Annotated in this window: 7 protein-coding genes, 2 tRNA genes and 3 rRNA genes; 6 read left to right on the plus strand and 6 right to left on the minus strand. The window is 42.1% G+C overall.

What is annotated here, in order from left to right; translation table 11 throughout:
* Nucleotides 1–41 precede the first annotated feature (41 nt).
* The 5 genes from ACJVDH_RS03945 to ACJVDH_RS03965 form a co-directional block, all read right to left on the minus strand.
* Nucleotides 42–413, minus strand: a complete 372-nt coding sequence (locus ACJVDH_RS03945) for a BlaI/MecI/CopY family transcriptional regulator (protein ID WP_443946274.1) — start codon at nucleotides 411–413, stop codon at nucleotides 42–44.
* Between the two features lie 275 nt (nucleotides 414–688).
* Nucleotides 689–1582 (minus strand): type IX secretion system protein PorD, encoded by an 894-nt coding sequence (porD, locus tag ACJVDH_RS03950; RefSeq protein ID WP_443946275.1) that lies wholly within the window; start codon nucleotides 1580–1582, stop codon nucleotides 689–691.
* Nucleotides 1579–2775 carry a bifunctional phosphopantothenoylcysteine decarboxylase/phosphopantothenate--cysteine ligase CoaBC gene (gene coaBC, locus ACJVDH_RS03955; RefSeq protein WP_443946276.1) on the minus strand — a complete coding sequence of 399 codons (1197 nt, stop codon included), beginning with the start codon at nucleotides 2773–2775 and terminating at the stop codon, nucleotides 1579–1581. The genes porD and coaBC overlap by 4 nt, the downstream gene beginning before the upstream one ends.
* Nucleotides 2776–2845: 70 nt before the next feature.
* Nucleotides 2846–3172 carry a DNA-directed RNA polymerase subunit omega gene (locus tag ACJVDH_RS03960; protein WP_443946277.1) on the minus strand — a complete coding sequence of 109 codons (327 nt, stop codon included), beginning with the start codon at nucleotides 3170–3172 and terminating at the stop codon, nucleotides 2846–2848.
* A 3-nt stretch (nucleotides 3173–3175) separates the two neighbouring features.
* On the minus strand, nucleotides 3176–4114 hold the full coding sequence (locus ACJVDH_RS03965) for an outer membrane protein assembly factor BamD (RefSeq protein ID WP_443946278.1): 939 nt from the start codon (nucleotides 4112–4114) through the stop codon (nucleotides 3176–3178).
* Between the two features lie 1692 nt (nucleotides 4115–5806).
* Between ACJVDH_RS03965 and ACJVDH_RS03970 the strand changes: the two genes are divergently transcribed.
* The 6 genes from ACJVDH_RS03970 (at nucleotide 5807) to ACJVDH_RS03995 (ending at nucleotide 12485) form a co-directional block, all read left to right on the plus strand.
* Nucleotides 5807–7326 (plus strand): 16S ribosomal RNA (locus ACJVDH_RS03970).
* A 208-nt stretch (nucleotides 7327–7534) separates the two neighbouring features.
* Nucleotides 7535–7609, plus strand: a tRNA-Ile gene (locus ACJVDH_RS03975).
* 11 nt (nucleotides 7610–7620) lie between these two features.
* Nucleotides 7621–7694, plus strand: a tRNA-Ala gene (locus ACJVDH_RS03980).
* Nucleotides 7695–8082: 388 nt separating this feature from the next.
* Nucleotides 8083–10958: ribosomal RNA gene (locus ACJVDH_RS03985) — 23S ribosomal RNA — on the plus strand.
* Nucleotides 10959–11099: 141 nt separating this feature from the next.
* Nucleotides 11100–11211: ribosomal RNA gene (gene rrf / locus ACJVDH_RS03990) — 5S ribosomal RNA — on the plus strand.
* The 16S, 23S and 5S rRNA genes sit together here with 2 tRNA genes alongside, the layout of an rRNA operon.
* Nucleotides 11212–11504: 293 nt before the next feature.
* The gene (locus ACJVDH_RS03995) at nucleotides 11505–12485 is read left to right on the plus strand and encodes an acyl-ACP desaturase (protein WP_443946279.1); all 981 of its coding nucleotides are present in this window, start codon (nucleotides 11505–11507) and stop codon (nucleotides 12483–12485) included.
* 51 nt (nucleotides 12486–12536) lie between these two features.
* Here the strand turns inward: ACJVDH_RS03995 and ACJVDH_RS04000 are convergent, their stop codons facing one another.
* Nucleotides 12537–13484, minus strand: coding sequence for an MBL fold metallo-hydrolase (locus ACJVDH_RS04000; protein WP_443946280.1), 948 nt, complete (start codon nucleotides 13482–13484; stop codon nucleotides 12537–12539).
* Between the last annotated feature and the right edge of the window lie 8 nt (nucleotides 13485–13492).

The raw sequence follows: 13492 nt of genomic DNA on the forward strand, positions 1-13492 counted from the left end.
TTATTAGGCTTTCGGCCTGTATGCATTAATTTTTTGCTGTTCTACTTTAAACTATCCAAATACTTTTTAATCTCTTCAATTTCTTCCGAGTCGGCTTTGTGATTGCCCAGGGCCTGCATAACCAAACGTGCAGCAGAACCGTTAAAAACGTTATCAATCATTTTATTGACCAGTTGTTTTTCTGTTTTGTCGCGATTTACCAAAGCAGTATAAATGTGTGTTTTCTGGTTCGTATTGCGTTCAACCATACCTTTTTCATGCATAATCTGCATCAATTTTAAAGTTGTGGTATAGCCAGAATCTTTTTTATTCAACGCTTCGTGCACTTCGCGCACGGTTGCTTTCCCATTGGTCCAAAGCACTTGCAGAATTTCCATTTCTCCCTCAGTGGGTTTGCTGTTGTTAGTCGTCATAATTTTATTCTACGAATTATTTCGTATTCAAATGTACGAATAAATTCGTATTATCAAAATGATTTGTTATTTATTTTTAAGATAGACGTGTAAGGGTGCCAAATGTTGCACCGTTTATCAGAAAGATTTTTAGAATACTTGGCTTGAAACTTGAATTACAGAGGATTTGAGCAATGGAAAACCACGCAAGTTGGAAAGGTTTCTACGGATAGACGATTAAATAAGGTAAAGCAATTGTAGGTCTTTGTAATTTAAAATTTCCCAGAGGGATTTTGTTATTTTTTCAAACCTTCGTATTTACCGATATTGGCTGGGTCGATTTCGGCAAGCATGTTATACGCTTTAACTTTACTTTGCGTATTAAGTTTGGCCAGCACGTTCGTAATTTCTTCAGCCTTAGCGGCAAAATATACGTTTGGAAAAATTGAACCCAATTTTTGCTTGTCCATTTGTTGCAAGTCTCCTAAAGCAGAAACAATTTGATCGAGACCTTTGTCTTTATCCGTAAGTTGATCCAATCCATCGAGGTGATAATAATAGATAAAGTTTCTTAACGGATTGAAGATTGGGTTAAGTGTATTTTCGTTAAACCAGAACCGATTGCGTAAACCATCGGCAGCTTTCCAGCCCGTGTTGCCCGATGCCTGTGCAAGGTTGATCATATTTTGGGCTTTACGGAAAAACGGTGTTCCGCCCATTTTACTGAAACTGTCTTTATCCAAACCGATTATGGTGTAAGCATAATAGGTGAGGAGCGCGCTCAGGTTCGAGATGTAATTCTGATCTGAAAAATCAATTGTTGAACCATCATTGTACGCAAAATCAAAATTCTTATCGCTCATGTTTAGCAGCGTACTGTTGTAAGAACTGTTGTAAACAGGTCTGCTGCTTTGAATTTGTGCTTCCGCAATGTAACCAGAGCCTCCGTCCCAAGCATTAATTGTAATTACGAAGCTGCAATCTATACGTTCCTGTGTTTTATAAGTTTCGTTTCCGAACTTATTGTTGTTTAGGAAATCGCGAATATTTTTCTGTAAACCATCAAGTACAGCCTTACTCATATTTGAAACCTGAGGTGCCAGCAAGGTTACTCTGGCGTTCAGTTCCTGCGCCTGAATTTTATCAAAGGCCAATAGTGTTATCAATGTGAATAAGAGCTTTTTGATCATTTTAGGATTTTTAAGATGGCTTTGCAAATGTCTTTCGCTACTTCAGTTTTTGTCTTTAGCTCGAAAGTTTCACGCTCCAGTGCCTTGTTAAAAATAGTAATTTTATTGGTATCAGATTTAAAACCTGCGCCTTTATCGTTTAGCGAATTTAAAACAACCAGATCCAGGTTTTTCTTTTGAAGTTTCCCTTTTGCGTAGTTTTCTTCATCATTGGTTTCTAACGCAAAACCAACCAATGTTTGTTTGTCCGTTTTTAGCTTTCCCAACCGAGCAAGGATATCGGTTGTTTTTTCGAGGTCTATAGTTAAAACGGCCTCTTGTTTTTTTATTTTTTGTTCGGCAATCTGTTTCGGCTTATAATCTGCAACCGCTGCACACATTACGGTTATTTCACTATTGGAAAAGTATTTTTCGCAAGCTTCTAACATCTCTTGAGCGCTTACAACATCAATTCTGTCGATCTTTTCAATTGATTTTTGTGCAGTTGGTCCAGCAATTAGAGTAACTTCAGCGCCTAATGCGGCAAGTTCATCTGCAATGGCAAAGCCCATTTTTCCTGATGAATGGTTGCCAATAAACCGTACAGGGTCTAAAGCTTCGTAAGTTGGTCCGGCCGTTACGAGTGCATTTTTCCCAAATAAGGGCAATTTATTTTGAATAGAGATTTCCAGAAAAGATACAATTTCTTCAGGTTCTGCCATTCGGCCTTCTCCAAATAAACCGCTGGCAAGTTCTCCTTTATTGGGCGCAATAACTGTATTTCCGTATGTTTTGATCTGATTTAGATTTTGCTGTGTGCTGGTGTGTTTCCACATATCTAAATCCATAGCTGGAGCAATGTAAACGGGGCATTTCGCAGAGAGGTAAACAGCAGTAAGCAGGTTATCACAAATTCCGTTAGCAAGTTTTGCAAGGGTATTTGCACTAATAGGGGCGATGATTACAAAGTCTGCCCATAAACCAAGTTCTACATGATTGCTCCATACGCCGGTTTCTTCTTCAAAGTATTGCGTATAAACCGGGTGTTTAGAAAGCGTAGCAAGGGTAAGTGGCGTAATGAAATTTGCGCCATCAGAAGTGAGAATAACCTTAACGTTTGCACCAGCTTTAACTAAAAGCCTGACTAAAAAAGCAGACTTATATGCAGCTATGCTACCGCAAACGCCAAGGATGATATTTTTGTTGTTTAGCATGGAATATGGGCATGAGGCTTAGAGCATAAATATGCCGATGAATAGCGCCATGCTCTTTACCCTTCGCTAATTACTTTTGTTCTTTTGCTGGGTTTCTATGGTAAACCTTTTCGTTAAGGAATTCATCCATAGCAACTAAAACAGGTTTCGGCATACGCTCATAGTGTTTACTGATTTCGATTTGCTCGCGATTTTCGAAGATCTCTTCCAGGTTATCGTTGCTTGAAGCAAATTCAGCCAGTTTGCCATGCAATTCTTCTTTCATGTTGTTTGAAATCTGATTAGCACGTTTAGCAATTACCACCAACGATTCATAGATGTTGTCAGTTGTTCTGTCTAAATCACGTACGTTTCTGGTTACCGTAGTATTTGGAATTGCAGGTTTGTTAGTATTCATGTATTAATTGTTTTTATTGTCTTTGATATCTGTTTTCAAAGCGGTAGTATCTTTAATTCTTCCCGTTCTGATTAACATTTCTTTATATTTCTTTTCCTCTTTTGCGTAATTCTGTAATTCAAGCTTCACCGTTTGAATACCAGTTTCACTATCATCTTTCAGTTGTTTTGCGTCTCTTGAAAACTTGCTGTCTGGATGGTTATCTGTAAATTCATCATACAGCGCAATTGCTTCGTTGTAACGATCTTCCTGGCGCACAGTATAACTATTTTTAGCATATAGATATTGCGCTTTGATCATTAAAAAGTCCATTTCTTCAGCATACTTAATGTCTGGGAAATCGCGCTGTGCATTTTTGAGTGCAATTACTGCAGCTCTATAATTGTCTACGTTACTAGGACCGGTTGTTAAATACATTTTTGCATTCTCAAAAGCTTTATCTTCCAGTCTGTTACGTAAATCTGCAATATATTTAGACGCTGCAGTTGCTCTTTCACTTGTAGGGTATAAGTTAATAAACAATTGCAATGCATCAATTGCTTTGTACGTATTCTCTTGATCTAGTGAAAATGTAGGTGCTTCAAGATAGTAACAATAGGCACTCATATACCTCGCTTCTTCGGCATTTTTACTTGCCGGATAGGTTTCTGCAAAGCTTTTAAACTGATACCTCGCAGTGGTGTAATCACTTAATCTATATAATGTATAAGAGTAATAGTAGTTCAAATCTTCGGCCTCTGCACGTCCACGGTATTTTTGCGAAAGATCTTCAAATAAAACTAATGCTTTACTGTAATCTCTTTTATTATATAAACGTATAGCCTCCTGGTATTTCTTCTTAACATCGTTGCTCGCCCGTAGTTTTTCAAACCGGCTTTTACAACCCGCCATACCAATAGCGGCAACAAAAACTAAAATAATTAAGTGTTTAACTTTAAACATTCTGCAAAGATAATTAATAATACGATAACTTCAATAAAAACAATTCTGCGCTAAGCTATGTAAAGCCTTTCAGTCCGATAGAACGATTAACAATTTTTAACATTAAATGTGCTGTTGTGTCAGCCATGCTTTCTATAATATACAATATGTTAACTTACTTTCTAATCACAATAAGAGATATACATTTCAATTTTACGTTCTCTCAGGGGATTGAATCAGCATTATAAATCATGTTGGTCTTAGTCTAGTTTTTTACAGGTCAGGTAGGTACCAAGTTAACCCCAGGTTAACCCCTCGTTTACCTGTTGGTTACCTGTTGTTTACCTATTGGGTAAAGCGGAGGTAAAGAATAAGCGAAGGATAGGTAAAGAAGAGGCCAACAAAGGGTAAAGGAATTGGCTGTTTTGTATTTGGTAAACTATGAGGTATCGTAATGATAAGGGATATGAATTGCGCCCGCTGATATTCAGCGATTTCATGCACTTTATTTCAGGAGTGGTTATTTTTCTTTTGACCGCAAAAGAAACAAAACTCCCGGCTTAAAATTGTTCTATTAAAGTTTGGAAGGAAGATAGAGTATTGTAAACCGAAAAACTTGTGATGCGGGTTTCTCAGCAAACGGGAATCCGTGAAGGGGCCTTATATCTATCAATGAGCAATAATCTCAAGGGCTTAGCATGGCTTAAGGCCTTCGTATTCTCTATGTCTATATGGTAAAGTATTATTTGCCCCCTCAAACAGTCTGAAATTTTCGTTACAAACGGGGAAAAGGTCTTCATCTCCTATATGTCTATATGGTTAGAAAAAACATTTGCCGTCTGAGATAGCTAATGTACCTGTTACAAACGGGGAAAAGGTCTTCATCTCCTATATGTCTATATGGTTAGAAAAAATATTTGCCAACTTAGATAGCTAATGCGCCTGTTAAAAACGGGGAAAAGGTCTTCATGTCCTATATGTCTATATGGTGAGAAAAAACATTTGTCATCTGAGATAGCTCATGCGCTTTGAAATCCTCTTGATAGATTGATTAGAAGCGCGTGCGGGCGTCAAACACTTAAGTTGCTCGAATTGTTTTGAAAGACGTTTAAATTTTTCTCATTGGTAAACAGGGTTTTAAGCGATTGATAAAAGAAATAGTGTTTATTGTATTTGCGTGGGTATAATTTTTTTCTACCTTTGCACTCCGCTTCGGAAGGAAGGGGATGCCGGTGAGGGAGAAAGAGAAGAGATAAGGCAAAGAATTGAAAAGAGGATAGGAAGACGTTATATTAAAGGATTAACTGAAATACAACGAAAAGAGTTAGGGAAAAAAAATAAAAAATATTTTTCTTGCGAATAACAAAAAGTTTCCTACCTTTGCAATCCCAAACGGAAACGAAAGGGAAACCGGAACGGCGGATGTCGGGAAGGAGATAAAAAAAGAATTGAATGGTTGGTGTGGATTGAGGGATGAAAAAGACCTTTAAGAGATACAAACCAGAAGATATACAAAAAGATCGGCCGTGAGGTTTAGAAGATCAATAAGTTCTTAAAAGAGATGTCAATGTAGCGCAGTGGGGTAAAGAAGTACGTATTCAAGTACAGAATACCTCAACTGAATTTTCAAGTCAAAACCTGACAGACAAAATTAAAAAAAGAAGACTATTTTTAACGATAGTTAAAACTGGTCAGAATCAAAAAGAACATTTTACAATGGAGAGTTTGATCCTGGCTCAGGATGAACGCTAGCGGCAGGCCTAATACATGCAAGTCGAGGGGTAGAGGAAGCTTGCTTTCTTGAGACCGGCGCACGGGTGCGTAACGCGTATGCAACCTACCTTTATCAGGGGGATAGCCCGGAGAAATCCGGATTAACACCGCATAAAATCACAGAACAGCATTGTTTCATGATCAAATATTTATAGGATAAAGATGGGCATGCGTGCCATTAGCTAGTTGGCGGGGTAACGGCCCACCAAGGCGACGATGGCTAGGGGCTCTGAGAGGAGAATCCCCCACACTGGTACTGAGACACGGACCAGACTCCTACGGGAGGCAGCAGTAAGGAATATTGGTCAATGGGGGCAACCCTGAACCAGCCATGCCGCGTGCAGGAAGACTGCCCTATGGGTTGTAAACTGCTTTTGTACGGGAATAACCACTGGTATGTATACCAGCCTGAATGTACCGTAAGAATAAGGATCGGCTAACTCCGTGCCAGCAGCCGCGGTAATACGGAGGATCCAAGCGTTATCCGGATTTATTGGGTTTAAAGGGTGCGTAGGCGGCCTGTTAAGTCAGAGGTGAAAGACGGTAGCTCAACTATCGCAGTGCCTTTGATACTGATGGGCTTGAATGAACTAGAGGTAGGCGGAATGAGACAAGTAGCGGTGAAATGCATAGATATGTCTCAGAACACCGATTGCGAAGGCAGCTTACTATGGTTTAATTGACGCTGAGGCACGAAAGCGTGGGGATCAAACAGGATTAGATACCCTGGTAGTCCACGCCCTAAACGATGAACACTCGCTGTTGGCGATACACAGTCAGCGGCTAAGCGAAAGCGTTAAGTGTTCCACCTGGGGAGTACGCCCGCAAGGGTGAAACTCAAAGGAATTGACGGGGGCCCGCACAAGCGGAGGAGCATGTGGTTTAATTCGATGATACGCGAGGAACCTTACCCGGGCTTGAAAGTTAGTGAATTATTTAGAGATAAATAAGTGAGCAATCACACGAAACTAGGTGCTGCATGGCTGTCGTCAGCTCGTGCCGTGAGGTGTTGGGTTAAGTCCCGCAACGAGCGCAACCCCTATGTTTAGTTGCCAGCATGTAATGGTGGGGACTCTAAACAGACTGCCTGTGCAAACAGAGAGGAAGGAGGGGACGACGTCAAGTCATCATGGCCCTTACGTCCGGGGCTACACACGTGCTACAATGGATGGTACAGAGGGCAGCTAGCTGGCAACAGTATGCGAATCTCATAAAGCCATTCACAGTTCGGATTGGGGTCTGCAACTCGACCCCATGAAGTTGGATTCGCTAGTAATCGCGTATCAGCAATGACGCGGTGAATACGTTCCCGGGCCTTGTACACACCGCCCGTCAAGCCATGGAAGCTGGGGGTACCTAAAGTATGTAACCGCAAGGAGCGTCCTAGGGTAAAACCGGTAACTGGGGCTAAGTCGTAACAAGGTAGCCGTACCGGAAGGTGCGGCTGGAATACCTCCTTTCTGGAGCAGGGTTGACTACCCACTGTGCAACATGATACTCTTAAAAAAAGACAAAAAGAAGAAATACCCAAAAGATTAATGAATCAATTGTAGAGAACTATTGTGGTTAAGATACAAGGATGATATTAAGATTAGCAGGAAACAAGGAAGCGGTAGCGGTAATATACAATCTACTATATACTGCCGAATAACTACTGTTACTTATTACAGTCCCGTAGCTCAGCCTGGTTAGAGCACTACACTGATAATGTAGGGGTCTCCAGTTCAAATCTGGACGGGACTACAGAATCTTTCGGGGAATTAGCTCAGCTGGCTAGAGCGCCTGCCTTGCACGCAGGAGGTCAACGGTTCGACTCCGTTATTCTCCACATTTGAGCTATACGCTTAAAGAAGAAAGCATAAAGCTTTCAAAACAAAAAAAGGTTATCAGGATTGGTAATATACATTGACATTAAGTAAACAAGAAGAAAACGCCATAGGGGCACATAGAAACGGTTCGAGCCCGCAGTTTTTTACTAACGAAGCTGAAATAAGGCTTAGGTTAGGGCACATGACACCCTATACCTTTATACCCTTCACCTTCAGATTCAGTAAAGTTCTTTGACATATTGGAAGAAGTTAAAAAGAAGAGCAAACAACAATAGGCGACTGTTGTGTTTGTGCTCACCCGACTAAGAGGTAACTCGAGGTTTGGTATGAGACATCATAACAAGAGCAAAAAAAGCATACTATACGGCGCAAAAGGCGTATAAGTAGAAGAAAGTAAGAAAGAGTACACGGGGGATGCCTTGGCTCTCGGAGGCGATGAAGGACGTGATAAGCTGCGATAAGCCCTGGGGATCTGCAAATATGAACTGATCCGGGGATTTCCGAATGGGGCAACCCGGCTGGTTGAAGACCAGTCACAATAATGAGCAAACCTGCCGAACTGAAACATCTAAGTAAGCAGAGGAAGAGAAAATAACAATGATTTCCTGAGTAGTGGCGAGCGAAAGGGAAAGAGCCCAAACCATCCATGTTACGGCATGTGTGGGGTTGTAGGACTGTGATGTGGTTACAATGTAATGAAGTGGAACGGGATGGGAATCCCGGCGAAACAAGGTGATAGCCCTGTACACGTAAGTACCATTGACCTAACAGTATCCTGAGTACCGCGAGGTCGGAGACGCCTTGTGGGAATCTGCCGGCACCATCCGGTAAGGCTAAATACTCCCGAGAGACCGATAGTGAACCAGTACCGTGAGGGAAAGGTGAAAAGAACCCCGAACAGGGGAGTGAAATAGAACCTGAAACCGTGTACTTACAAGCGGTCGGAGCTGGCAAGTCCAGTGACGGCGTGCCTTTTGCATAATGAGCCTACGAGTTACTCCTCTCTGGCAAGGTTAAGTGTTTAAGGCACGGATCCGAAGCGAAAGCGAGTCTGAATAGGGCGCATAGTCAGAGGGGGTAGACGCGAAACCTTGTGATCTACCCATGGACAGGTTGAAGGTGCGGTAACACGTACTGGAGGACCGAACCGATAAACGTTGAAAAGTTTCCGGATGATCTGTGGGTAGGGGTGAAAGGCTAATCAAACTGGGAAATAGCTCGTACTCCCCGAAATGTTTTTAGGAACAGCGTGGATATTAAGTTTCATAGAGGTAGAGCTACTGATTGGGTGCGGGGGAGTCAAATCCTACCAAATCCAGACAAACTCCGAATGCTATGAAATATGATCTGCAGTGAGGCGCGGGGTGCTAAGGTCACGCGCCGAGAGGGAAAGAACCCAGACCATCAGCTAAGGTCCCCAAGTTACAGTTAAGTTGAACTAACGAGGTCCGGTTGCACAGACAGCTAGGATGTTGGCTTGGAAGCAGCCATTCATTTAAAGAGTGCGTAACAGCTCACTAGTCGAGCGGCCGGGCATGGATAATAAACGGGCATTAAATTGTACACCGAAGCTATGGGATTGAAATATATCGGTAGGGGAGCATTCTATATGCAGCGAAGGTATCTGGTAATGGGTGCTGGAGCGTATAGAAAAGCAAATGTAGGCATAAGTAACGATAAGGCGGGCGAGAAACCCGCCCACCGAAAGGATAAGGTTTCCTGATCAACGCTAATCGGATCAGGGTTAGTCGGGACCTAAGGAGAACCCGAAGGGGAAATTCGATGGACAACTGGTTAATATTCCAGTACTTTTTATAACTGCGATGTGGGGACGGAGTAGTGACACTGCCGCGATCTGACGGAATAGATCGTTAAAGACAGTAGGTATTAGAACGGTAGGCAAATCCGCCGATCTAGCTGAAAGTCGATAGTACCGCAAGCCTTCGGGTAAGTGGATAGCGCAGGTAATCAGACTTCCAAGAAAAACCGCTAAGCTTCAGGTTATAAAAACCCGTACCGCAAACCGACACAGGTATCCGGGAAGAGGATTCTAAGGTGCTCGAGTGAATCATGGCTAAGGAACTCGGCAAAATGGCCCTGTAACTTCGGGAGAAGGGGCGCTGTCAGCAATGGCAGCCGCAGTGAAAAGGCCCAGGCGACTGTTTAACAAAAACACATGGCTTTGCAAAATCGAAAGATGAAGTATAAGGCCTGACACCTGCCCGGTGCTGGAAGGTTAAGAGGGGATGTCAGTCGCAAGGCGAAGCATTGAATCGAAGCCCCAGTAAACGGCGGCCGTAACTATAACGGTCCTAAGGTAGCGAAATTCCTTGTCGGGTAAGTTCCGACCTGCACGAATGGTGTAACGATCTGGGCGCTGTCTCAGCCATGAGCTCGGTGAAATTGTGGTCCCGGTGAAGACGCCGGGTACCCGCAACGGGACGGAAAGACCCCATGCACCTTCACTACAATTTAACATTGACATTGGGTACAGGATGTGTAGGATAGGTGGGAGGCTTTGAAGCGGCGTCGCTAGGCGTCGTGGAGCCAACGTTGAAATACCACCCTTTCTGTATTCGGTGTCTAACTCCACAAGTTGGAGGACATTGTTTGATGGGTAGTTTGACTGGGGTGGTCGCCTCCAAAAAGGTAACGGAGGCTTTCAAAGGTAAGCTCAGTACGCTTGGTAACCGTACGCGGAGTGCAATAGCATAAGCTTGCTTGACTGTGAGACATACAGGTCGATCAGGGTCGAAAGACGGATATAGTGATCCGGTGGTTCTGCATGGAAGGGCCATCGCTCAAAGGATAAAAGGTACGCTGGGGATAACAGGCTGATCTCCCCCAAGAGCTCATATCGACGGGGAGGTTTGGCACCTCGATGTCGGCTCGTCACATCCTGGGGCTGGAGAAGGTCCCAAGGGTTCGGCTGTTCGCCGATTAAAGTGGCACGCGAGCTGGGTTCAGAACGTCGCGAGACAGTTCGGTCCCTATCTGTTGTGGGCGTAGGAATTTTGAGTGGGGCTGACCTTAGTACGAGAGGACCGGGTTGGACTAGCCTCTAGTGAATCTGTTGTTCCGCCAGGGGCATTGCAGAGTAGCTACGCTGGGAATAGATAAGCGCTGAAAGCATCTAAGTGCGAAACTAGCCACGAGATGAGAATTCCATATAGGGCCGTAGCAGACTACTACGTTGATAGGCTATAGATGTAAAGCTGGCGACAGCACAGTCGAGTAGTACTAATCACCCGAAGCTTTCAAAAGCAACATAACGTTGTTTGCTCTTCGAGCTTAACTTCTTTCAATAATATGTCATTTAAGGCTGGAAGGCTAAAAGATGAACAGGCAGAAGGTAATACCTTCCCTCCTTCAATCTTGTAACCCTCAACCTTTAATAAAAATATTCAGGTGCCTATATCGGTGGTGTCCACCTCTTCCCATTCCGAACAGAGAAGTTAAGCCCACCAGAGCCGATGGTACTGCGGTAACACGTGGGAGAGTAGGTCGGTGCCGAACCTTAAAGAAACCTTGTAGTAAACACTACAGGGTTTTCTTGTTTTATATCACTCCTCATCCCTCAATAGATAAAAACAAGAAAAGTAAACGTTTGCCCATTCCAATTCCCCATAAAACTTAAGTTTCTTGTTTTGATGGGAAATTAATCAGTTATATCGTATTTACAACCTCTTGGTTTTTCTTTTAATATAAAATATATCATTTTTTAAATTGATTCTACGCTAAATCTCTCAATATACCGTGGTTTGCGATATTATTTGGTTATCTTTGATAGATTAATATATAAACAAATAATGAGTTTTTTTGCACAGAAAAGAGGGGAAGTGATGTTGCATATCGAGAAATACATGCTCGATATGATGGATACCTACTTGAAACCTATTGATACCATTTGGCAGCCTTCAGATTTTTTGCCTGATTCTACCAGTGAAAACTTTTATCAGGATATTCGTTCGTTAAGAGATAATGCAAAAGAACTTCCTTATGATTTGGTTGCTGTATTAATTGGCGATACTATTACAGAGGAGGCGTTACCCACTTATGAATCTTGGTTGGCAATGGTTGAAGGACCAAGTATGGCTGAGGATGGCGGTTGGATGACTTGGAACAGGCATTGGACAGGTGAGGAAAATCGCCATGGTGATCTTCTGAACAAGTATCTTTATCTTTCAGGTCGTGTAGATATGCGTCAAATGGAAATTTCAACCCAATATCTTATAGCAGATGGTTTCGACATCGGCACTGGTCACGATCCTTATAGAAATTTTATTTACACCAGTTTTCAGGAGTTGGCCACAAATATCTCACACAGACGCGTAGCTTCTTTAGCGAAGAAAAGTGGCGATACATTATTGTCGAAGATGTGCGGTGTTATTGCTTCTGACGAAGCAAGACATGCTAAAGCATATAAAGATTTTATGAACCGTATTTTCGAAGTTGATCCGAGCGAAGCTATGATTGCTTTTGAAGATATGATGCGTAAGAAAATTGTGATGCCCGCACACTTTTTAAGAGAAGTCGGTTTGAAAATTGGCCAAACTTTTGGACATTTTACCGATGCAGCACAACGTTTAGGTGTGTATACAGCGGTTGATTACGTAGATATTCTTCAGGAGTTAATTGTAGACTGGAAACTTGAAGGTATGCGCGATTTGAATGAAGCAGGTGAAAAGGCACGTGATTATGTGATGAATTTACCAGCTCGTTTATTACGTGTTGCGGAGCGTATGAAAAATCCAACAATAGATTACAAATTCAGCTGGATTGCAGGATAAAACCCGCACCTGATCATATTCAAGCCCTGTTGCATAACGCAATGGGGCTTTTTAGTAGATCGACAGCTCCTTCGCAAAATTAAATGCTTCTTTTAAAAGCTCTTTTTGTTTGTCCGGATCCCACATTAGAGGATTAGTGTGGTTGAAGTGTATAAAATGGATTTTAGCTTTTAGCTCTTTAGGTTCTTTTGCAAATAGCGCTGTGGTTTCTTCAACAAATGGATGAGGTATTTCTTCCATTGGCCTGTTTCCTAATTCGCCATTTTGGTAAAAGGTTGCATCCAGAAAAGCGATATCAACATTTTTCACCATCGAAATAATATCCCTATTCCATTTGCTCCACTTATCTACATCAGGAATAAAAAGGTATTTTTTACCTGGTGTCGTAATTTTAAATCCAGCAGTTTCTGAGAATTCATCGCGGTGTGGGACAGTAAAGACTTCAACGCGGTTTAAACCTAATTTGACACTTTTTGTTGTATTGATTTCCTGAAGGTTAATATTCTTTAAATCGACCAATTGACTCCATGGCCCATTTGTGGATAGAAATTTACACAACTTTGGTAAGGCATATACTTTCAGTTCTTTTGTTGCCATTACCTCCCGTCCAAATTGCATTAAACCCGTATAGTGGCCAATATGTGCATGTGTAATAAAAATTCCCTCCGGTAAATATGCATATAAGCCATGTGTTTCCTGCCGGAAGTTTTTTAGTTGTTGTTTTATGTCGGGAGTAGCTTCAAATAACCACCATTTTTTCGTTTTTGGATCAACAAGCGCTAATGAAACAACATTTCGCCGCGCAGAAACATTTTCCCAGGCTTTCGTACAGCAAATCTTCTCACAGCCCATATGCGGAAATCCGCCATCTTGTGCAACACCCAAAACCAAAACAAATGCAGAAGTTGTGTTTTGTTTGGGCTCAGTAATTTGTGCAACGGTTTGTTGCGGAGAAATGAGGTAAAGACATAGAATTATGGAAAAGAATAAAACCTTCATTTGTGTAA

Origin of the sequence: Pedobacter terrestris, assembly GCF_052343045.1 — a bacterium.
In the GTDB taxonomy this organism is placed as follows: Bacteria; Bacteroidota; Bacteroidia; order Sphingobacteriales; family Sphingobacteriaceae; genus Pedobacter.

Coding starts and splice junctions, on each gene's coding strand:
- ACJVDH_RS03945 (WP_443946274.1), bottom strand. CDS start 413: ATGACGACTAACAACAGCAAACCCACTGAGGGAGAAATGGAAATTCTG.
- porD (WP_443946275.1), bottom strand. CDS start 1,582: ATGATCAAAAAGCTCTTATTCACATTGATAACACTATTGGCCTTTGAT.
- coaBC (WP_443946276.1), bottom strand. CDS start 2,775: ATGCTAAACAACAAAAATATCATCCTTGGCGTTTGCGGTAGCATAGCT.
- ACJVDH_RS03960 (WP_443946277.1), bottom strand. CDS start 3,172: ATGAATACTAACAAACCTGCAATTCCAAATACTACGGTAACCAGAAAC.
- ACJVDH_RS03965 (WP_443946278.1), bottom strand. CDS start 4,114: ATGTTTAAAGTTAAACACTTAATTATTTTAGTTTTTGTTGCCGCTATT.
- ACJVDH_RS03995 (WP_443946279.1), top strand. CDS start 11,505: ATGAGTTTTTTTGCACAGAAAAGAGGGGAAGTGATGTTGCATATCGAG.
- ACJVDH_RS04000 (WP_443946280.1), bottom strand. CDS start 13,484: ATGAAGGTTTTATTCTTTTCCATAATTCTATGTCTTTACCTCATTTCT.